The organism is Roseivivax sp. GX 12232 (genome assembly GCF_021272185.1).
Taxonomy (GTDB): Bacteria; Pseudomonadota; Alphaproteobacteria; order Rhodobacterales; family Rhodobacteraceae; genus Roseivivax.
This window is the reverse complement of sequence record NZ_JAJSEC010000006.1, coordinates 43,939-63,478: the sequence shown is the minus strand read 5'-3', so window position 1 is coordinate 63,478 and position 19,540 is coordinate 43,939. Positions and strand designations below refer to the sequence as shown.

Genomic DNA, 19,540 nt, shown 5'->3' with positions numbered 1-19,540 from the left:
TGCGGAGCCGGGGGGCTTCGGCCACTCTGAAGGCAGGGCTGGCAGCCTCCGGCCCCGACTTGCAAGAAGGCCGTCTTTCCCATGCGCTACACCCTGATCGGCACCGCCAAGACCCGTGCCTTCCGCCCGCTCTGGCTGCTCGAGGAGCTGGGGGTCGATTACGAACATCTGCCCGTCGGCCCGCAAAGCGCCGAGGTCCGCGAAGCGAGCCCCCTCGGCAAGGTGCCGGTGCTGCTGGCCGATGGCCGCGCGATCCCCGATTCGGCGGCGATCCTGACCTTCCTGGCCGACCGCCACGGCGCCTTCACCTGTCCTGCCGGCACGCCCGAGCGCGCGGTGCAGGACAGCTGGACCTTCCGCATCCTCGACGAGCTCGACGCGATCATCTGGACCGCCGCGCGGCACAGTTTCGTGTTGCCCGAGGACAAGCGCGTGCCCGAGGTGAAGGACAGCCTGAAGTCCGAGTTCGCCGCCAACCTCGAACGCATCACCGCGGGCATCGAGGGGCCCTATATCATGGGCGAGGAGATGACCGTGCCGGACATCATCCTGTGCCATTGCGGCGGCTGGGCGCGGGTGGCGAAGTTCCCCGACCCGCCCGAGGCCTTCAAGGCCTACACCCGCCGCCTGCGCGACCGCGAGGCCTACCGGCGGGCGGCCGCGCTGCCCTAGGGCGCCGCGCGGGCAGACGTGAGGGCGATGGAGGCGCTTGGGTGACGCGCGACATGCGCAGGCATGACGCCGATCGTTAGAATGCCGTGCTGCCCGGCCGCGCCGCCTGCGCCAGCCTGAGCTCTAGCCACCATACCGCGCCGCCTGCGCCCGCCTGAGGCTTACCCGCCATGCCGCGCCGCGTGCCTCCCGGCCCAGAGGCCGGTCGCCATGCAGGCGGTCAGCAGGTAGCCGCCCGTCGGCGCTTCCCAGTCGAGCATCTCTCCGGCGGCGAAGACCCCGGGCTTGGCGCGCAGCATGAGCCCCTCGTCCAGCGCCGCCCGCGGCAGCCCGCCGGCGGTGGAGATCGCCTCGTCCAAAGGCCGCAGCCCCGCGTGCGCGACCGGCAGGGCCTTCAGGAGCCGGGCCAGCGCCTCGGGCTCCCGGGGCAGGGGGCGGGCGCATTCCATGACCAGCGCCTGGGCCTGCGGCGAGAGTTTCAGCGCCTTGCGCAGCCAGTTCGACAGGCTGTCCTTGCCGCGCGGCCGCGCGAGCCGCCGGGCCAGCGCCTCCACCGTGCGGTCGGGCGCGAGGTCGAGGGTCAGCGCCGCCCCCTGCCGCAGCGCGGGCGAGAGCGGGTAGAGCCCGCCGCCCTCGAGCCCCCGGGCGGAGATCACCGCCTCGCCGCGTGCGGTGATGTCGCCTGCCGTCAGTGCGATGTTCTTCAGGGGCGCGCCGAAATGGCGGGTCATATGCGGCGACCAGTCGACCTTCAGGCCCGCGTTGGCTGGCGCGAAGGGGGTGAGCTCCAGACCCTCGGCCTCGAGATGTCCGGCCCAGGCGCCGTCCGAGCCGAGCCGCCGCCAGCTCGCCCCGCCGGCGGCCAGCACCGCGACATCCGGTGCGCGCGTGACCGGCCCCTCGGGCGTGTCGAAGATGAAGGGCCCCGCGCCGCCCGTCCAGCGCCAGCGGGTGCGGACCTCCAGGCGCTTGGCCTCCAGCCGCGCCAGCCAGGCGCGCAGGAGCGGCGAGGCCTTCATGACTTTCGGGAACACCCGCCCGGTGGAGCCGGTGAAGACCTCCTGGCCCAGCTCCTCGGCAAAGCGCACCGCCGCCTCGGGGCCGAAGGCGGCGAGCATCGGCGCGAGCCAGTCGGCCGCCGCGCCATAGGCCTTCAGGAACTCCTCGGCGGGCTCGGCCTTGGTCAGGTTCAGCCCGGATTTCCCCGCCATCAGGAACTTCCGCGCGAGCGAGGGCTTCTGCTCGGCCAGGGTGACTCGCCAGCCGGCATCGAGCAGGGCCTCGGCGGCCATCAGCCCCGCCGGCCCGCCGCCGATCACCAGCGCGCTTGATCCCCCGCCGGGGGCTGCCATCTTGGCTGTCATGGTTGACGATCCGATCTGCCCGCTTTGCCTGCGGCCCATTCCGCCCGAGGCGAAGAGCAGCCTGCATCATCTGGTCCCGAAGCTCAAAGGCGGCAAGGGCGGGCCGGTCGTGCTGTTGCACCAGATCTGCCACAACGAGATCCACGCGCGGTTCACCGAGGCCGAGCTGGCCCGCGAGCTAAACACGCCCGAGGCGCTGCGCGCGCACCCGGAGCTCTCGGGGTTCCTCGCCTGGGTCGCCAAGCGCCCGCCGGCGTTTCACAAGCGCTCGGCCGGAGGGCGGCGGAAGCGGTAGGGGGTGGCCCTCGGGTGAAGGTGCCGGGCGCGCGGGGGACCGGGCGGCCGTAGAGCGGGCGTCTGGCTGGGGCTCAGGGTCGCCGTTGAGGGGCAAGCCCGGTGGGATTTGGAGACGGTTGATGTTGGGTGAACCCGGGCGCCCCCTGTGATCCGGCAAGGAGCGCCCCAGGCCGGGGTGAAGGTGCCGGGCGCGCGGCGGGCCGGGGGGCGGCGCTGCTGCGCTCTGAGCGAGGCGCTTTATCCACGCAATGTCAGGGCTAGGGGGGGAGCTGAGCGCGCCATCCCAAGGAGCGCCGGCCCATCGGGCCGGTCCGGCGCGCGCCCGGCACCTTCGGTGCTATTCGGGCGCAGGCAGGGGGTAAGGTTGTGAGGGGGTATGATGGAGCAGCTTTGGGGGTGTCGTCGGGTCTTCAGGAGCAGAGGCCGACGGTTGTGATCCTGGGGCCGGGCTTCAGGCCGGGGCTCATCCAGTCACGCGCGACAACCGACCTCTCCAACAGCGGCAGCCATTCAGGCAGCGGACGATCCCGTCGGATTAGCTCCCAACAGCCCCCCTCACCCGCTCGCCTGCGAGCGCTCCAAATAGGCGCGCAGCTCCTCGGCCTCGTGGCGGGCCTCGCGCAGGCCCTCCATGGCGGCGGCCAGCTCGGCTTCGGTCTGGGCAAGCTGGTTGGTCAGCTCGGCCTCGCGCTGCTGCAGATAGGTGATCGCCTGGTCGCGGGTCTCCTCGGCCTCGTGCAGCTCTTGGCTCATCTTCTCGAGCTCGGAGAGGTCGGTCTGGCTGACCCGGGTGAAGCGATGCACGAGCCAATTGGCGAACCAGCCCAGGCAGAAGGCCACGAAGAGGATGATCGCCGTGGTGATGATGAATTCGATCCGGTTCACTCCGTGTCCTCGTCCGACCCTGCCCCGCCGTCTTCTTCTGCCCCATCTTTGGGCGCGGCTTCAACGCTTTCGAGCGTTGTTTCTTCCTCGGGCGTCTCTTCGGGCTGGATCAGGGTGAACTCGATCCGGCGGTTGGCCTCGCGGCCCTCCTCGGAGTCGTTGTCGGCGATCGGCTCTTCCTCGCCGTAGCCCACCGCGCGGTAGGAGGAGGTCAGCACCCGCCGGTCGGCCAGGGCGATCAGCACCGCCTGGGCGCGTTCCTGGCTGAGCTGCTGGTTCATCACCTCGCGGCCCTGGCTGTCGGTATGGCCCTGGATCTCCAGCGGGATGTCGCCGCAGATCTTCAGAAGTTCGGAGACCTCGTCGAGGATGTCCTTGGCCGAGCCGTCCAGCGTCGCCGAGCCGGGCTCGAAGGTGATCTTGCGCTCGCCGATGATGACGCTGATCTGCGCCACGCATTCCTCGGGCGTCGGGATGCCCTTGGTCGGGTCGAGTTTCTCCTTGTAGGTCACGTCGAGCTCGAAATTCTCGGTGCCGAGCTTCTCGGACAGCAGCGCGGTGATCTCGGCCGAGGCGTCGGGGTTGCCGGTGTCGCCGGAAATCTCGATCCGCCCGGGCGTCACCACCGCGGCGCCGTTCTCGAGCCGCGACAGCCCGTCGAGGGCGGCCAGCACCCGCGCGCGCCAGCCCTCGGGCAGTCGGTCGTCGACGCGGGCACCCAGCTGGATCGAGGCCGAGCCGAAGGCCGCGCGGGCATAGCCGTCGATCGCGGTGCGGGTGACCTCGTTGTCGATCAGCCCGCGCAGGGCGACCTGGCCCTCGGGGCTGAGCGTGGCCACGAACTCGAGCGGAGCGTCATCCTCGTTCGGCGGCTCGGGCAGCACGGCATCGAGCACGAAGGCCTCGGGCAGATCGCCCTTGAGGCTGCCGATCACCCGGTCGAAGCGGTCCGCGGGCGTGCCCTCGGCGGCCACCAGCGCGATGTCGGCGTTGGAGAAGGTCAGGCTGCCCTGGCCGATGTCCGAAAGCGCCCCGATGGCCTCGGCCACGGCCTTGCCCCATTGCGGGGAGGGCACGCCAAGCGCCAGGGTGCATTCGCTCTCGGGCGCCGCCCCGGCCAGCCGCGCGGCGTTCAGGATCTGCGCGCGGGCGGTCTCGGAATCGGCGGCGCAGGCGGTGAGCCGGGCGCCCTCCTCGTCGATGACCATCTGCAGCGGGAAAGGCGAGAAGACCGGCCGCGGCGCCTCGATGGCGAGTTGCAGCTCGACGTCCTCGGGGGCGGCCTGCTTGAGCTTCGAGGTCAGCCGCAGCTTGTCCTCGGCGCTTTCGGTCATGGCCTCGATCAGCACCCGGTCGGCATTGACCGAGATCTTCGCGCGCGGCAGATCCGCGAGCGCGAAGGCGGCGAACCGCATCGCCGGGCCCCAGGTCTCGGGCGCGGGGAAATCGGCGCTTTCCAGCAGGTCCGAGAGATCCTCGGGGTCGTCGGCCAGCGGCATCAGCCCGTCGATCAGCGCCTCGCGGTCGTAGCTCGTGGGCACCAGCCCAATGAGCGAGATCCGGTCGTCGTTGCGCAGCATCTCGACCGAGAAGCGCGGCGCCTTGATCGCCTCGGGCTCGACCACGTTCAGCTCGTCGATGACCCGGGCGGCATCGACCACCTGGCCCGCCAGCGAAAGCGCGCGGAAGCGGTCGGCCTCGGAAGGGGCGGTGCCATGCACGAAAAGCTGGAGCCCGTTGGCGTCCACCCCGGCCCAGGTGATGCCGTCCTCTTCGAGGATGCGGGCCACTCCGGCGGCGGAGCTGTCCTCGACCACACGGGCCGAAAGGCTGGCGGCCACCACCGAAAGCGCGGCGGCGCCGACGAATGTGCCGGTCAGCGTGGCGAAAGTCGAAAGGCGCATGTCAAACCTGCAATTGCCTGAACCGGAAGTGTCTTAAGCGGCGGCGGGCAAGGCTGCAATCACAGGATCGCCGCACAGGCGAAAAACAGCACAGGCAGAAGCCCCGCGTCCCGGTTGGATCTGAAGAGTGCCAGAAGCACGTCGTGATTGTCGAGGTCCACCCGCGAGAGCTGCCAGGCCATATGCGCCCCGAAGGCCGCGACGCCGGCCAGCGCCAGCCCCAGCGAAGCCGCCCCCGCCGCGCCGAGCGCGCCCCAGACCGCCGTCGCCATGAGCGCCAGCGCGGTCACGAGGAAGATCACCAGCACCCGGGGCGTCATCTCTCCGAAGAGCCGCGCGGTGGATTTCACCCCGATCAGCGCGTCGTCTTCCTTGTCCTGGTGGGCGTAGATCGTGTCGTAGAAGAGCGTCCAGGCCATGCCCGCGACATAGAGCAGCACCGCCGGCACCCCGAGGCTGCCGGTATGCGCCGTCCAGGCCAGGAGCGCACCCCAGTTGAAGGCGAGCCCCAGGAAGATCTGCGGCCACCAGGTGAAGCGCTTGGCGAAAGGATAGATCGTCACCGGCACCAGCGCGAGGATGCCGAGAAGGATCGCTGCGGCGTTGAAGCTCAAGAGGATCAGGAAGGCCAGGAGGCACTGTCCCACGCCCCAGGCCAGGGCCTGTTTCGCGCTGACGTCACCCGCCGGGATCGGGCGCTTGGCGGTGCGCGCGACCGAACCGTCGATGTCGCGGTCGGTGATGTCGTTCCAGGTGCAGCCCGCGCCGCGCATCAGCACCGCGCCGATGCCGCAGCCCGCGAAGATCCAGGCGTCGTGCCAGGAGGCGGTCCCGGTCGTGGCCATGGCCAGGAACAGCCCCCACCAGCAGGGCAGCAGCAGGAGCCAGGTGCCGATCGGCCGGTCGAGGCGCGACAGCCGGAAATAGGGCTTCAGCGCCTCGGGCGCGTGGCGGTCCACCCAGTTGCCTTTGACCGCATCGGCGATCTGGCCCTCTGGCACTTCTCCCGGTCGGGTCATAGGGTCCCCCCATGGCTCAGGTCAGGCTCTATGTAGACGAGCCCCTCGGGGCGGGACAACAGCTGGCGCTCGCGCGGGAGCAGGCGCATTACCTTTTCGGGGTGATGCGGCTGGCGCCGGGGGCCGTGCTGCACCTGTTCAACGGGCGTGACGGCGAATGGCGCGCCAGCGTGGCCGAGGCGGGCAAGCGCGGCGGCACGCTTGTCGTCGAGGAGCAGACCCGGGCCCAGCAGATGCCGCCCGACCTCTGGCTGCTCTTCGCGCCGGTGAAGAAGGCGCGCACCGATTTCATCGTCGAAAAGGCGGTCGAGATGGGGGTGCGGCGGCTCCTGCCGGTCACGACCGAGTTCACCAATTCCGAACGCATCCGCCAGGACCGGCTGCAGGCCCATGCCCGCGAGGCGGCCGAGCAATGCGGCGCCTGTTTCGTGCCCGAGGTGGCGCCGCTGGCCAAGCTCTCGCAGCTCCTGCGCGACTGGCCCGGGGACCGGCGGCTGATGTTCTGCGACGAGGCCGAGGCCCATGGCCCCGAGACACGCGCCGCCCGTTTCGCCGAGGCCGAGGGGCGCGGCGCGCCCTGGGCGGTGCTGATTGGCCCCGAGGGCGGCTTCTCGGAGGGTGAACGCGCCCGGCTGCACGGGCTCGATTTCGCCGCCGTGGCGGGGCTCGGCCCGCGCATCCTGCGCGCCGATACCGCCGCAGTGGCGGCGCTGACGCTCTGGCAGATGCGGCTCGGAGACTGGACGTGATCCGGCCCGAGGCGCACGCGGCCCTGATGCGCTGGCGCGAGGCGCTGGCGGGGGGCGCGGTGCTGGCCCTGGGGCTTCTCGTGGCGCTCGGCGCGCTTGGCTGGCTCGCGGCGGCCTTCGGCTGGGCGCTGGTGGCGCTGGGCCTCCTGCTTCTCGGGCTCGGGGTGCAGCGCGGACGGTTCCGCGGCGCGGGCGACGGGCCCGGCATCGTCGAGGTCACCGAGCGGCAGCTCAGCTACTTCGGCCCGCTCTCTGGCGGCACCGCGGCGCTCGACGAGGTGACGGCGGTCTCGCTCGACCGGGCCTCGCATCCCCGGCACTGGCGCATCGACCACGAGGGCGGGCCCGCGCTTCACATTCCGGTGACGGCCAGCGGCGCCGACCGGCTCTTCGATGCCTTCGCGGGGCTGCCGGGCTTCGACACGGGCGCCATGTTGCGCGCGCTCGAGGCCGGCGGCGGCGGGATCGCCCCGCTGTGGCGCCGGGACGGGCCCGCGCCCCGCGCCCGGCGGTTGCATTGACACCCAGGAAGAACCTGCCCATGCCTGTCGCCCAAACCCGGGGCTGAGTTGAACGGAGCGTCCAGATGTCCATACCTCAAAGCGGCGGCGGTCCGATCGAGCATCACGGCCAGCTCGCGGAATACCTCGAAGCCGGCTGCAAGCCGCGCGAAGACTGGCGCATCGGCACCGAGCACGAGAAGTTCGGCTACCTGAAGGACACGCTGGAGCCGCTGCCCTACGAGGGCCGGCAATCGGTGCGCGCGGTACTCGAGGGGCTGCGCGACCGCCACGGTTGGGCCCCGATCGAGGAGTCGGGCCATCTGATCGGGCTCGAGAAGGACGGGGCCAACGTCTCGCTCGAACCCGGCGGACAGCTCGAACTGTCCGGCGCGCCGCTCGAGACGATCCACCAGACCTGCGACGAGGTGAACCTGCACCTCGCCCAGGTGCGCGACGTGGCCGACGAGCTAGACGTTGGCTTCATCGGCCTCGGCGCCGCGCCGCATTGGCGCCACGAGGACATGCCGATGATGCCCAAGGGGCGCTACCGGCTGATGACCCGCTACATGGACGAGGTCGGCACCATGGGGAAATCCATGATGTACCGGACCTGCACCGTGCAGGTGAACCTCGATTTCGCCTCCGAGCACGACATGGTGCAGAAGCTGCGCGTGGCCTTGGCGCTGCAGCCGGTGGCGACCGCGCTTTTCGGCAATTCGCCGTTCTTCGAGGGCGGGCTGAACGGCCACAAGTCCTGGCGCAGCCGGATCTGGCGCGACCTCGACGCCGACCGCACGGGCATGCTGCCCTTCGTCTTCGACGAGGGCTTCGGCTTTGAATCCTGGGTCGACTACGCGCTCGATGTGCCGATGTATTTTGTCTACCGCGACGGCCGCTACGTCGACGCGCTGGGCCAGAGCTTCCGCGACTTCCTCAAGGGCGAGCTGCCGGCGCTGCCGGGCGAGAAGCCGATGCTCTCGGACTGGGCGGACCATCTGACCACGATCTTCCCCGAGGCGCGGATCAAGAAGTTCATCGAGATGCGCGGCGCCGACGGCGGCCCCTGGCGGCGGCTCTGCGCGCTGCCGGCCTTCTGGGTCGGGCTGACCTACGACCAGGGGGCGCTCGATGCGGCCTGGGACATCGCCAAGGACTGGGACGCCGAGACCCGCGAGGCCTGGCGCGTCGCCGCCGCGACCGATGGCCTTGCCGCCGAGGTCGGCGGACGCCACATGCGCGAGCTGGCCGCCGAGGTGCTGGACCTGGCGCGCGGCGGGCTGAAGGCGCGGGCGCGGCCCGGCGCCGGGGGCCTCCTGCCCGACGAGACGCATTTCCTGAACGCCCTGCAGGACAGCATCGAAAGCGGCGAGGCGCCCGCCGACGAGCTGATCCGCCGCTTCCACGCGGATTGGGACGGTGACGTGCGGCCGGTCTTCGCGGAATATTCCTACTGAGGGGCCGGGGTCTGGCCCCGGCGCGCTGACCGGGGCCCGGGCCGGGCGCGCGGGGGCTCAATACCCCAGCGCGATGCCGTCCTTGCGGTGGTCCGAGGCGCCTTCCAGCACGCCTTCCGCATCGATGCGGATCGCCTGGGCGCCGCCGATCGGGCCATCGGGCACCTGCACCTCGTGGCCCATGTCGGCCAGTTCGCGGCGCACGCTCTCGGGGTAGCCGCGTTCGACCTGCAGGACCTGCCCGTCGGCGAAGGCGCGCGGCGCATCGAGCGCGTCCTGCGGGGCCAGCCCGTAGTCGCGCCAGTTGCTGACCATCCGCGCGTGGCCGGTGGATTGATACTGCCCGCCCATGACGCCGAAGCTCATGCTGACCGCGCCGTCATCTTGCAGCATGGCCGGGATGATCGTGTGCATCGGGCGCTTGCCCGGGGCCAGTTCGTTGGCGTGGCCCTCGGTCAGCGAGAAGCCCGCGCCGCGGTTCTGGAACAGGATGCCGAATTTCTCCGAGGCGATCCCCGAGCCGAAGCCGTGGAAGATCGAATAGATCAGCGAGACGGCCATGCGGTCGCGGTCGACCACGGTGATGTAGATCGTGTCCTTGTGCACCGCCTCGGCGATCTGCGTGGTCGCACCCTGGGCGCGGCGCGGGTCGATCAGCCCCGCCAGCGCCTCGGCGGTGGCGGGGTCGAGCATGTGGTCGAGCCGGGTCATATGGTCAGGATCGGCCAGGAAGCGGTTGCGCGCGTCATAGGCCAACTTGGTGGCCTCGGCCTCGATATGGGCGCGCTGGGCCCCGAAGGGATCGAGCGCGGCGAGGTCGAAGTGCTTCAGGATGTTGAGGAGCAGGATCGCCGTCGCGCCCTGGCCGTTGGGCGGATGCTCGAGCAGTTCGGTGCCGGCGTAGTGCCCCGAGATCGGCGCGCCGAAGGTGGCCTCGACCCCGGCGAAATCCTCGGCGGTGTGGGCACCGCCCAGGGCGCGGAGGCTCGCCAGCATGTCCTCGGCGACCTCGCCTTCGTAGAAGGCCTTCGGGCCGTCGCGGGCGATGCGGCGCAGGACCTCGGCCTGGCCAGGCAGGGCGAAGCGGGTGCCGGGGCGCGGGGCCTCGCCGCCGGGCAGGAAGTGGTCGCGCGCCGCGCCCTGCAGCACCTTGTGCTGGCCCGCCCAGTCGAAAGCGACGCGCGGGGCGACGGGCACGCCCTCCTCCATGTAGGCGATCGCGGGGGCGAGGCTTTGGGCCAGACCCAGCTTGCCCCAGCGTTCGGACATCCGGGCGAAGGCGTCGACGGCGCCGGGCAGGGTGACGGCCTGGGCGGAATGCACCGGCACGGTCTCGTGGCCCGCGGCGCGCAGGGTCTCGGCGCTGGCGCCGGCGGGCGCGCGGCCCGAGCCGTTGACCGCGGTGACGCCTTGCCCGGGTTCGGAGACCAGCGCGAAGCAGTCGCCGCCGATGCCGGTCATCTGCGGCTCGCAGAGCCCCAGGAGCACGCCGCCGGCGATGGCCGCATCCATGGCCGAGCCGCCGGCCTTGAGGATGTCGATCGCGGCGGCGGCGGCCAGCGGATGCGAGGTGGCCGCCATGCCGTTCTCCGCGAAGACGGCGGAACGGCTGGGCAGGTGGAAGTCGCGCATGAATATCTCCCCCGGGGCTGCACTGGCGCGAGCCTACTGCAGATCCTTCGGGCGTCAATCTCGGGAAGGGAGGGGGAAGACCTCGGCGCCGCGCACTGGGTGGGGGCTATTACGACGCGACGCCGAGGGAAGCATATTGCAGCTACAGGGAGAGTTATCGCCTTGCTCTGTGTCGCTTTTGAGCAGGGAAAGGGGTCTTTTTGAGGCGCGGGGTGCGGCGGGCGTGGATGCCGTGTAAGGCGTTGTTTTGTTGGGGAAGAAAGAGGGGCTGGTGGCGCGCGGAAGGGCTGTCGCGGGGTGGAATCGGTGCAACCATGAGGCGGGAGGTGGCCGCGGTGGGGCAGGTCGCGGCGGTAGGCGAGGGCTGCCGGGCGGTCAGTCCGGGGGATGGGATCAGGCGATCAAGTCGGGAGCCGGGATCAGGCGACCAGACCTGGGGCTGAGATCGGCCGACCAGGTCGGGATCCGGGAAAGGTCAGTGGCGCGCCTGAGCCCACGCCGTTCTTGCCCGTACGCGCTGAGCCTCGTTCAGCCGTTGCCCGGCCCACCCGCAGCGCCAACTCAGCGCACCCCAAACACCCTCTCGCCACCCACCCCTCAGGGCGCCAGCACGATGTCCAGCACGTTCTCCTGGCCGCGGCGCATGTAGCGCACCTCGTCGGAGAGGCTGTGGATGATCGACAGCCCGAAGCCGCCCTCGGGCAGGCCGACCTTGCCCTCGATCACCGGCGGGGCCGGTTTGCGGAAGACCGAGGCGGGCACCGGGCTGCCGCGGTCGGCGATGCGCAGCCGGCAGCGGCGGCCGCTGGAGAATTCCAGCCGCAGCTCGCCCGCGCCCTCGGCGTGCTGGCCATGTTCCACGACGTTGTTCAGCGCCTCGGCGCAGACCAGGGCGACGCGGCCCGCAGGGGCGGCCTCGAAGCCCGCGCCGATCAGGTCGGCCTCGAAACGGCGGCAGGTCTCGCGCACCGAGAGGAGCGCTGCGGGCAGCGTGTAGAACAGCACCACCCCGGGCTGGGGGCGGTTCGAGGTGCGGTCTTGGATGCGATTCTGGGTGCGATCCTGGGCACCGGTCCGGGCGGCGGCGTTCTCAGGCATCTTCGGCGATCCCCGCGTCAAGCGTGTCATGGATGCGGAAGATCGTGTCCATCCGGGTCAGCCGGAAGACCGTGTCCACCGTGGGGTTGAGCCGCACCAGCTCAAGCTCCTGGCCCGCTTCGAGGTGTTTCATCACCGCGACGATGGCGCCGAGACCGCTGGAGTCGACGAAGCCGACCTGCCCCAGGTTCAGCAAGATGCGCCCCGGCGCGCCCGCCGTGACCGCGCGCATCGCGTCCTTGAACTCGATCGTGGCGGCGGCGTCGATCCGCTCTGCCAAGACGTGGACCACGCGGATCGCGCCGATATCTTCCGCTTCCAGCAACATGCCGCACCTCCTACCGGGATGCCGGCAGGGTAGGGAGCAGGGCTTACCAAAAGGTAAGCGACGCCGGGATTTCCGCGGATCAGCCCTCGGCGGGGGCGGTCAGCCCCTCGACGGTGGCCTGCAGCCAGGCGCGCAGGTCGTTGACCTGGGCCACGTAGCCCTCGAGCGCGGGGGCGGCGGCGGGGGCCATCTCGGCCAGCGGCGCGGCGTAGACATAGGCCGCCCCGGCGAGAAGCGCGAGCACCAGGACCAGCATCAGCCCGCGCCCGTAGCCCGAACGGCCCCGGTCCTCGGGGTCGGGCGCGCGGCCCTGCGGGGTCTCGACCGGGCGGCGGTCGCCGGCCGAGCGCAGCGTCTGGTTGATCTCGTCGACATCCGGCAGCATGCCGCTGCGGGCATTGGGGTCGGGCTGCTCGGGCGTCGCCTCGGCGGGCGCGGGCGCAGAGGGCGCCTCGCCCTCGGGGCCGCGCATCTTCTCCATCCGGGCGCGGGACTGGCGCGCGCGCTCGGCTTCCTCGTCCTCGGCCGGCGCGTCGAGGCCCAGGTCGGGCTGGCTTTCGATCGTGCCGCCCTCGGCGCGGCGGGCGAGCGCCTCGCGGCGGGCCTCCTCGCGCAGGACATTGGTGACCTCGGGGTCGAGCTCGCGGCGCGGCGCGGTGGCAGCGGCGCCCGGCGCGGGGCCTTCCTCGGGCGGCGGCAGGCCCTCGTCCTCGGGGGTCTCATGCGCCTCGGGCGCGGGCCGGGGGGTGATGTCGTCGGGGGCGGGATCGTCCTCGGGGGCGAAATCGGGATGATGCTCGAACCAGGTGTGCCCGCAGTTCGAACACTGCACGTCGCGGCCCGCCTCGGGGATGACTTCCGTCGGAACTTCGTATTGCGCGCCGCAATTGGGGCAGATCAGTCGCATCGAATTCGCGAAACCCTTGCCGGACAAACCATCATCGTTGCGAAACAATAGGCTGGCGGCCCCCCCGGTTAAAGCCGTTTTCGGCGCGGCTCCGGATTGAAACCGGGCCGATGCTCGGGCACAACATGGCCCGGAGTGCGAGGGAACAGGCGTGATCGAATTCGACCAGGTGGCCTATAGCTACGGTGGGGGCGAACTGCTTTCCGAGCTGTCGCTGAGCCTGCCGCCGGCCTCGTTCCATTTCCTGACCGGCCCCTCGGGGGCGGGCAAGACCACGCTTCTGAAGCTGTGTTACGGCGCGCTGCTGCCGACCGCGGGGCAGGTGCGTCTTTTCGACCGCGACGTCACCCGGATCGGCCGCGACGGCGTGGCCCTGGCGCGGCGGCGGATCGGGGTGGTGCACCAGGACTGCCAGTTCCTCGATCACCTCTCGGTCGCCGAGAACGTCGCCCTGCCGCTGACCGTCGCGGGCGAGGCCAATGCGGCGATGGAATCGGACCTGAGCGAGCTTCTGACCTGGGTCGGGCTGACCGACCGCGCCCATGCGCTGCCGCCCGAGCTCTCGGGCGGCGAGCGGCAGCGCGCGGCCTTAGCGCGGGCGGTGATCATGTCGCCCGACGTGATCCTGGCCGACGAGCCCACCGGCAACGTCGACTGGGACATGTCCCAGCGGCTCCTGCGGCTCCTGATCGAGCTCAACCGCATGGGCAAGACGGTGATGATCGCCACCCACGACCTGAGCCTGATCCGCGCCGCCAAGGCGCATGTGCAGGCCCGGGTGCTGCGGATCTCGAACCGGCGGCTGCAGCTCGCGGGGGCCGACCTGTGAGCGGGATGCGCGCCGATATCTCCGCCGCCTTCTCGCGCGAGGCGGGGGCCGACCGGGTGGTCCCGCCCTCGGGCTTCACGGTGCAGCTGACGCTGTTCTCGGCGGCGGCCATGGCCTTTCTCGCGGTCTTCGCCCTGGCGCTGTCGCTGGCCGCCGGGCGGCTCGCTGACCGCTGGGGCGACGAGCTGGCGCGTTCGGCCACGCTGCGGATCTCGGCGCCCGCCGAGGAGATGCCGCGCCAGACCGCCCGCGCGCTGGAGATCCTGTCCACCACGCCCGGCGTGGCCGAGGCCCGGGCGCTCAGCGACAGCGAGCAGCGCGGGCTTCTCGAGCCCTGGTTCGGCCCCGACCTGCCGCTCGACCAGCTGCCGGTGCCGCAGCTCATCGAGATCGCCGAGGGCCCGGAAAGGCTCGATGCCGCGGGGCTGCGGCTCAGGCTCCAGGCCGAGGTGCCGGGGGCGGTGTTCGACGATCACGCGCGCTGGCGCGAGCCGCTCCTGGCGGCGGCGGGCGGGCTGCGCTGGCTCGGGGCGGCGGCGCTGCTGCTGATCGCGGGGGCCATGGCGGCCATGGTGACCCTGGCGGCCAATGCCGCGCTGGCCGCCAATGCCCAGGTGATCGCGGTCCTGCGGCTGGTCGGCGCCACCGACGCCTATATCGCCGGGGCCTTCGTGCGCCGCTTCACCCTGCGTGCGCTCATGGGCGCGGCGGCGGGCACCGGGCTCGGGGTGCTGGCGGTGACGCTGATGCCCGACACCGGCGACACCGGCGGCGTGCTGACCGGCCTGGGCTTCGAGGGCGCGGGCTGGCTCTGGCCGCTGGCGGTGCCGAGCCTCGCCGCGCTGGTCGCGCTTGTTGCAACGCGGGCCGCGGCCCGCCGGGTTCTGGAGGATCTCGCCTGATGGCCCATGCGCTGCAATGGCTGCGCTCGCTCGCGCATATCGTGACGATCTACACCGCGATGCTGGTGATCGGCATCGCCTATTTCCCCTGGGCGCTGGTCTCGGCGCGGGGCGCCCGCGCGGCCTGCAAGACCTGGTGCCGCTTCACGCTCTGGACCGCGCGCTGGATGATCGGCCTGACCTACGAGATCCGCGGAGAGGTGCCGCAGGACGAGGTGGTCATCGCCGCCAAGCACCAGAGCTTCCTCGACATCATCCTGATCTTCTACGCGGTGCCGGCGGGCAAGTTCATCATGAAGCGCGAGCTCATGTATGCGCCGATCATCGGGCAATACGCGCTGAAGATCGGCTGCGTGCCGGTCGATCGGGGCAAGCGCGGCCAGGCGATCCGCAAGATGGTCGCCGATGTCGAGAAGGGCCGCGCCGAGGCCGGCCAGCTGATCATCTATTCCCAGGGCACCCGCGTCGCGCCGGGGGTGAAGGCACCCTACAAGGTCGGCACCTCGGTGCTTTTCGAACAGCTCGGCCAGGACTGCGTGCCGGTGGCGACCAACGCCGGGGTGACCTGGCAGCGCAAGGGCATCTACCGCCGCCCCGGCACGGCGGTGGTGGAGTTTCTGCCGCGCATCGCCGCGGGCACCGACAAGCGCGGCTTCCTCGCCCGGCTCGAGACCGAGGTCGAGGGCGCCTCGGACCGGCTCCTCGAAGAGGCCGGCGGCCCCGAGGGCCTGCGTCCCGCCCGGGCCCTCCGGTGACAGCCGCCCCGGCGCGGGAGACCCGCGCGGGCCGCCTTCTGATCTACGCGCCGGTGCCGCTGTACCGCGACGCCTCGGGCCTGCACGTCGAAGGCCAGGCCGTCGCGGGGCTGCGCCGCTGGGCCGACAACTTCGCCCATGTCACCGCCCTCATGCCCGAGCTGCCGGGCCCGCCGCCCCCGGGCTACCGGCCTGCGACCGCGCTCGACCCGCTTGCGGACCGGCTGCGCCTCGCACCCATTCCCGCCGCCTATCGCCCCGACGCCTTCCTGCGCGCCCTGCCCGCAGGGCTGCGCCAGATCGGCGCTCTGATCGATCAGGCCGACTACCTGAGCTTCGCCATCGGCGGGCTCTTCGGTGACTTGGGGGTCGGTCGCGTCCCTTCTGGCGCACCGCCGGGGCCGGCCCTTCGCGGTCTGGACCGACCGGGTGGAATCCGCGGTGCTGCGCGCCGAGCAGCGCGCGCCCAACCGAAGGGTTGCGCTGCGCGCGCGGCTCTACGCCGGGCCGACGGCGCTGCTCGAGCGCATGGCGATCCGCCGCGCGACGCTGGGGCTTTTCCACGGGCAGGAGACCTATGAGACCTATGCGCCGCAAGCCCGCCGGGCCGAGATGGTGCACGACATCTCCCTGACCCGCGCCGATCACATCACTCCCGAGGCCCTGGCGGCAAAGATCGCCCGGGCGGGCGAGGGCCCGCTGCAGATCCTCTACGTCGGGCGGCTCGCGCCGATGAAAGGGCCGATGGACTGGCTCGCCACGCTCGCCGCCCTGCGCGACGCGGGCATCGCCTTCGAGGCCCGCTGGATCGGCGAGGGCCCGTCCCGCGCCGAAGTCGAGGCCGAATGCGCCCGCCTCGGGCTCGAGGACCACGTGCGCTTCCCCGGCTTCCTGGGCGACCGCGCCGCGGTGCTCGAGGCCTGCCGCGCCGCCCATGTGCTGCTCTTCTGCCACCTGACCCCCGAGAGCCCCCGCAACCTGATCGAGGCGCTGGTCTCCGGCACCCCGATCCTCGGCTATGCCGACGCCTATGCCCGCGACCTGATCCGACCCGCCGGCGGCGGCCGCCTCGTTGCCCGCGGCGCGGTGCGCGAACTGGCGGGTGAGCTGGCCAGGCTCGCCCGCGACCGCGTGGCCCTCGCCGATCTCATCACCCGCGCCGCCCGCGACGGCACCCCCTTCGACGCCGACCGCGTCTTCGCCCACCGCAGCGCGCTGATCCGGAGGTATCTGGGGGCGGGTTGACGTTGTGGGCGTTGGGCCTGACGGGAGGAATTGGTTGAGGGCGGGGCGTTTTCTTGTGGGTCCGGGCCGCCTGCGGCGTCCCGGACCGGGGGGGCGCTGCCCCCTCAGCGGGCCATTGGCCCGCATTCACCCCCGAGGTATTTTTGCCAAGCTGAAGCTGCGGGGTGTGGCGCGTGTTGGGGTCTGGGCGCGCTTATGGGCGGCGGTGTGCTGGTGGCGCGCGGGGTGAAGGGGGCTTGTGGCGCCTGGGGCGTGTCGGACGAGCCGGGTGAGGTTTTTTTGGTGTGGCGTGTCGTCGAGCGATTGCGCTGCCTCGCCTGACGCCTGACGCCTGACGCCTGACGCCTGACGCCTGACGTCCGACGCGTAACGCCTGCGGGCTGTGCGGCGGGGCTGCGGGGGGAGGGCGTCGCGGCGCGGCGGGCGGGATTTGGGATTCCGCTCTGGGCCGGGACGCGCTAGCTCAGGGGATATGGATGTTGTCGTCGTCATCGCGATCATCGCGGCGCTGTTTCTGATCCTGGGCGTGGCCGAGCCGCTCGCGGGGCGGTTGCGGCTGCCCTACACGGTGATCCTGGCGCTGATCGGCATCGTGCTGGGCCTGCTGGCCTCCTTCTTCCTGCGCACCGAGCTGACCGATGCGCTGAACCCGGTGGCCTCGGCGATCCTGGATTTCCCGATCCGCTCGAACGTCTTCCTCTATGTCTTCCTGCCGACCCTGCTGTTCCAGGTGACGCTGGGCATGAACCTCAGGCGCATGGCCGACGACTGGGTGCCGATCCTGGTCCTGGCGGTGGTGGCGGTCTTCTTCTCGACGCTCGTGGTGGGCTACGCGCTGGCCTTCGTGAGCGGCATCGACCTCATCGCCTGCCTGCTCCTGGCGGCGATCATCTCGACCACGGATCCCTCGGCGGTGGTCTCGATCTTCCGCTCGATCGCCGCGCCGCGGCGGCTGGCGCGGATCATCGAGGGCGAGAGCCTGATGAACGACGCCGCGGCCATCGCGCTTTTCGGCCTCCTGATGGGCTTCGTCATGCGCGGGGTGCCCGACCCCTCGCTGCGCGACGCGGTGCTGCAGTTCCCGGGGCTGCTCCTGGGCGGCGCGGTGGTGGGCTTCGTCCTGGCGCGCTTCGCGGTCTTCATCATGTCCTTCTTCGACCGCTACGAGGCGGCGCAGATCTCGATCTCGGTGGCGCTGCCCTATTTCGCCTATATCGCCGCCGAGCAGATGTTCGGCGCCTCGGGCGTCATCGCGGTGGTGGCCTCGGGCATGACCATGACCGTCGCCGCGCCCGGGGCGATCAGCCCGACGAGCTGGGCCAACATGCGCGAGGTCTGGGTGCTCCTGTCGCATTGGGCGGGCGGGCTGATCTTCGTGCTGGCGGCGCTTCTGATCCCGCGGCTCCTGCAGGACGTGACGCTGATCGACGTGGCGCTGACGCTCTTCGTGGCGCTGGCGGCGCTCGGGGCGCGGGCGGTGATCCTCTTCGGGCTCCTGCCGGTGCTGGCGAAGCTGAGGATCTCGCCGCCGGTGGAGCGGCCCTACCGGGTGGCGATCCTCTGGGGCGGGCTGCGCGGCGCGGTGACCCTGGTGCTGGCGCTGGCGGTGACCGAGAGCCTGCGGGTGCCCGCCGAGACCCAGCGCATGGTCGGCATCCTCGCCACCGGCTACACGCTCTTCACCCTGGTGGTGCAGGGCACGACGCTGCGCTGGATGATCGGGCGGCTGGGGCTCGACAAGCTCTCGCCGCTCGATGCGGCGCTGGCCAAGCAGGTGGTCGCCGTGGCGCTGCAGACCGTCCGCGAGGAGGTGGCCGAGCGCACCCGCTCCTACGATCTCAGCCACGACATCGTGCGCTCGGAGGCGAAAAGCTTCGGCGAGCGGCTCGACGGGGCGGTGAAGGAGGCCGAAAGCTCGGTCGACGTGCTCGACCGCGACCGGATCACCCTGGGGCTGGTGGCGCTGGCCAGCGCCGAGCGGGACATCGTCTTGGAACGGCTGAAGGAGCGCGCGGTCTCCTCGCGGCTGGCGGACCGGATCCTGACCGACGTCGACCGGCTGGTCGAGGGCGCGCGGCAGTCCGGGCGGCTGGGCTATCGCCGGGCGGCGCGCGGGGCGGTGGGGCTGAACCGCTCGTTCCGGCTGTCGCTCTGGCTCTTCAACCGGCTGCGGATCTCGGGGCCGCTGGGGCGGCTGACGGCGGACCGCTTCGAGGTGCTGCTGCTGCAGGGGCTGGTGCTGCGCGACCTCGACGCCTTCATCGACCAGCGCATCCGCCGCATTCACGGCCGGCGGGTGGCGGAGCTGCTGCACGAGCTGCTCGCGCGGCGCACCGAAATGGTGGAACAGGCGCTCGACGGGCTGCGGCTGCAATACCCGGGCTACGCCGAGGAGCTCGAGCGGCGCTTCATCCGGCGCACCGCCATGCGGCTCGAGCGGCGCGAATACGACGAGCTGCTGGAGGAAGGGCTGATCGGGGTCGAGCTGCACACCGACCTCTCGCAGCGCCTCGCCCGCCGCATGGCCCGGGAGGACCGGCGCCCGGCGCTCGACATCGTCATGCAGAAGGCCGAGGTGGCGCGGCAGTTCCCGCTCTTCTCGGAGTTCGACGAGGCGACGCTGCGGCGGCTCTCGCGGGCGCTGGTCACCCGCTACGCCGCCGAGGGCGACACGATCCTGAGCCGCAGCGCGGCGCCGGACACGGTCTATTTCATCGCCTCGGGCGCGGTGGAGCTGCGCAGCCGCGGGGTCAGCTACCGGCTCGGGCGGGGCGAGCTGTTCGGGCAGCTCGCCATGCTGACCAAGACCGCACGGCGCAGCGAGGTGCGCGCCATCGCGCCCTCGACGCTCCTGGCGCTGGACGAGCGGCGCTTCCGGCGGCTCCTGCGGCGCTCCAAGCCGATGCAGAAGGCGGTGCGCGAGAGCGCCGAGAAACGCGGCATTCAGGTGCCCTACCTCGACGAACTGGCCGCCGGCGGCGGGTGAAATCCGCGCCC

General features: G+C 71.5%; 18 protein-coding genes. 10 read left to right on the top strand and 8 right to left on the bottom strand.

Annotated elements, in window-relative coordinates:
* Positions 1 to 81: 81 nt before the first annotated feature.
* Complete coding sequence (locus LR948_RS11655) at positions 82 to 672, top strand: glutathione S-transferase family protein (RefSeq protein WP_232754200.1); 591 nt, start codon at positions 82 to 84, stop codon at positions 670 to 672.
* A gap of 161 nt (positions 673 to 833) precedes the next feature.
* Here LR948_RS11655 and LR948_RS11650 read toward each other — a convergent pair whose 3' ends face one another.
* Entirely contained in the window at positions 834 to 2,036 is a 1,203-nt protein-coding gene (locus LR948_RS11650; RefSeq protein WP_232754199.1) for a TIGR03862 family flavoprotein, read from the bottom strand.
* Between LR948_RS11650 and LR948_RS11645 the strand changes: the two genes are divergently transcribed.
* Positions 2,035 to 2,331, top strand: a complete 297-nt coding sequence (locus LR948_RS11645; RefSeq protein ID WP_232754379.1) for an HNH endonuclease — start codon at positions 2,035 to 2,037, stop codon at positions 2,329 to 2,331. The two genes, LR948_RS11650 and LR948_RS11645, sit on opposite strands and share 2 nt — an antisense overlap.
* Before the next feature lie 557 nt (positions 2,332 to 2,888).
* Here the strand turns inward: LR948_RS11645 and LR948_RS11640 are convergent.
* The 3 genes from LR948_RS11640 to ubiA are packed head-to-tail and all read right to left on the bottom strand — an operon-like array spanning position 2,889 to position 6,141.
* Positions 2,889 to 3,218 carry a hypothetical protein gene (locus tag LR948_RS11640; protein ID WP_232754198.1) on the bottom strand — a complete coding sequence of 110 codons (330 nt, stop codon included), beginning with the start codon at positions 3,216 to 3,218 and terminating at the stop codon, positions 2,889 to 2,891.
* A complete protein-coding gene (locus LR948_RS11635; RefSeq protein ID WP_232754197.1) occupies positions 3,215 to 5,122 on the bottom strand; it encodes an OmpA family protein in 1,908 nt (635 codons plus the stop codon). The genes LR948_RS11640 and LR948_RS11635 overlap by 4 nt, the downstream gene beginning before the upstream one ends.
* A 59-nt stretch (positions 5,123 to 5,181) precedes the next feature.
* Positions 5,182 to 6,141 carry a 4-hydroxybenzoate octaprenyltransferase gene (ubiA, locus tag LR948_RS11630; protein WP_232754196.1) on the bottom strand — a complete coding sequence of 320 codons (960 nt, stop codon included), beginning with the start codon at positions 6,139 to 6,141 and terminating at the stop codon, positions 5,182 to 5,184.
* A gap of 11 nt (positions 6,142 to 6,152) precedes the next feature.
* Between ubiA and LR948_RS11625 the strand changes: the two genes are divergently transcribed.
* The 3 genes from LR948_RS11625 to LR948_RS11615 all read left to right on the top strand — a co-directional run bounded on the left by LR948_RS11625 (position 6,153) and on the right by LR948_RS11615 (position 8,847).
* Complete coding sequence (locus LR948_RS11625; RefSeq protein ID WP_232754195.1) at positions 6,153 to 6,890, top strand: 16S rRNA (uracil(1498)-N(3))-methyltransferase; 738 nt, start codon at positions 6,153 to 6,155, stop codon at positions 6,888 to 6,890.
* Complete coding sequence (locus LR948_RS11620; protein ID WP_232754194.1) at positions 6,887 to 7,411, top strand: hypothetical protein; 525 nt, start codon at positions 6,887 to 6,889, stop codon at positions 7,409 to 7,411. Before LR948_RS11625 ends, LR948_RS11620 begins: the two co-directional genes overlap by 4 nt.
* Positions 7,412 to 7,476: 65 nt before the next feature.
* Complete coding sequence (locus LR948_RS11615) at positions 7,477 to 8,847, top strand: glutamate--cysteine ligase (protein ID WP_232754193.1); 1,371 nt, start codon at positions 7,477 to 7,479, stop codon at positions 8,845 to 8,847.
* 57 nt (positions 8,848 to 8,904) lie between these two features.
* Here the strand turns inward: LR948_RS11615 and LR948_RS11610 are convergent, their stop codons facing one another.
* The 4 genes from LR948_RS11610 to LR948_RS11595 form a co-directional block, all read right to left on the bottom strand.
* Complete coding sequence (locus LR948_RS11610) at positions 8,905 to 10,479, bottom strand: gamma-glutamyltransferase family protein (RefSeq protein WP_232754192.1); 1,575 nt, start codon at positions 10,477 to 10,479, stop codon at positions 8,905 to 8,907.
* A 597-nt stretch (positions 10,480 to 11,076) separates the two neighbouring features.
* On the bottom strand, positions 11,077 to 11,577 hold the full coding sequence (locus LR948_RS11605; protein WP_232754191.1) for an ATP-binding protein: 501 nt from the start codon (positions 11,575 to 11,577) through the stop codon (positions 11,077 to 11,079).
* Positions 11,570 to 11,905, bottom strand: coding sequence for an STAS domain-containing protein (locus tag LR948_RS11600; RefSeq protein WP_232754190.1), 336 nt, complete (start codon positions 11,903 to 11,905; stop codon positions 11,570 to 11,572). The genes LR948_RS11605 and LR948_RS11600 overlap by 8 nt, the downstream gene beginning before the upstream one ends.
* Positions 11,906 to 11,984: 79 nt before the next feature.
* Positions 11,985 to 12,812 (bottom strand): zinc-ribbon domain-containing protein, encoded by an 828-nt coding sequence (locus tag LR948_RS11595; protein ID WP_232754189.1) that lies wholly within the window; start codon positions 12,810 to 12,812, stop codon positions 11,985 to 11,987.
* Positions 12,813 to 12,963: 151 nt separating this feature from the next.
* Here LR948_RS11595 and LR948_RS11590 point away from each other — a divergent pair, with 151 nt between their 5' ends.
* From LR948_RS11590 to LR948_RS11570, 5 genes are all read left to right on the top strand, one after another.
* A complete protein-coding gene (locus tag LR948_RS11590; RefSeq protein WP_232754188.1) occupies positions 12,964 to 13,641 on the top strand; it encodes an ATP-binding cassette domain-containing protein in 678 nt (225 codons plus the stop codon).
* Positions 13,642 to 13,646: 5 nt separating this feature from the next.
* Entirely contained in the window at positions 13,647 to 14,543 is an 897-nt protein-coding gene (locus tag LR948_RS11585; protein ID WP_232754378.1) for an ABC transporter permease, read from the top strand.
* Positions 14,543 to 15,298 carry a 1-acyl-sn-glycerol-3-phosphate acyltransferase gene (locus tag LR948_RS11580; protein WP_232754187.1) on the top strand — a complete coding sequence of 252 codons (756 nt, stop codon included), beginning with the start codon at positions 14,543 to 14,545 and terminating at the stop codon, positions 15,296 to 15,298. Before LR948_RS11585 ends, LR948_RS11580 begins: the two co-directional genes overlap by 1 nt.
* Before the next feature lie 357 nt (positions 15,299 to 15,655).
* Positions 15,656 to 16,543 (top strand): glycosyltransferase, encoded by an 888-nt coding sequence (locus tag LR948_RS11575; RefSeq protein WP_232754186.1) that lies wholly within the window; start codon positions 15,656 to 15,658, stop codon positions 16,541 to 16,543.
* Between the two features lie 472 nt (positions 16,544 to 17,015).
* The gene (locus tag LR948_RS11570; RefSeq protein ID WP_232754185.1) at positions 17,016 to 19,529 is read left to right on the top strand and encodes a cation:proton antiporter; all 2,514 of its coding nucleotides are present in this window, start codon (positions 17,016 to 17,018) and stop codon (positions 19,527 to 19,529) included.
* Positions 19,530 to 19,540: the final 11 nt, after the last annotated feature.

Bases quoted from the DNA above. Each gene is read 5' to 3' on its own strand.
- ubiA (WP_232754196.1), bottom strand. From the start codon at position 6,141: ATGACCCGACCGGGAGAAGTGCCAGAGGGCCAGATCGCCGATGCGGTC.
- LR948_RS11605 (WP_232754191.1), bottom strand. From the start codon at position 11,577: ATGCCTGAGAACGCCGCCGCCCGGACCGGTGCCCAGGATCGCACCCAG.
- LR948_RS11580 (WP_232754187.1), top strand. From the start codon at position 14,543: ATGGCCCATGCGCTGCAATGGCTGCGCTCGCTCGCGCATATCGTGACG.
- LR948_RS11610 (WP_232754192.1), bottom strand. From the start codon at position 10,479: ATGCGCGACTTCCACCTGCCCAGCCGTTCCGCCGTCTTCGCGGAGAAC.
- LR948_RS11615 (WP_232754193.1), top strand. From the start codon at position 7,477: ATGTCCATACCTCAAAGCGGCGGCGGTCCGATCGAGCATCACGGCCAG.
- LR948_RS11585 (WP_232754378.1), top strand. From the start codon at position 13,647: ATGCGCGCCGATATCTCCGCCGCCTTCTCGCGCGAGGCGGGGGCCGAC.
- LR948_RS11625 (WP_232754195.1), top strand. From the start codon at position 6,153: ATGGCTCAGGTCAGGCTCTATGTAGACGAGCCCCTCGGGGCGGGACAA.
- LR948_RS11570 (WP_232754185.1), top strand. From the start codon at position 17,016: ATGGATGTTGTCGTCGTCATCGCGATCATCGCGGCGCTGTTTCTGATC.
- LR948_RS11650 (WP_232754199.1), bottom strand. From the start codon at position 2,036: ATGACAGCCAAGATGGCAGCCCCCGGCGGGGGATCAAGCGCGCTGGTG.
- LR948_RS11595 (WP_232754189.1), bottom strand. From the start codon at position 12,812: ATGCGACTGATCTGCCCCAATTGCGGCGCGCAATACGAAGTTCCGACG.
- LR948_RS11655 (WP_232754200.1), top strand. From the start codon at position 82: ATGCGCTACACCCTGATCGGCACCGCCAAGACCCGTGCCTTCCGCCCG.
- LR948_RS11635 (WP_232754197.1), bottom strand. From the start codon at position 5,122: ATGCGCCTTTCGACTTTCGCCACGCTGACCGGCACATTCGTCGGCGCC.
- LR948_RS11645 (WP_232754379.1), top strand. From the start codon at position 2,035: ATGGTTGACGATCCGATCTGCCCGCTTTGCCTGCGGCCCATTCCGCCC.
- LR948_RS11600 (WP_232754190.1), bottom strand. From the start codon at position 11,905: ATGTTGCTGGAAGCGGAAGATATCGGCGCGATCCGCGTGGTCCACGTC.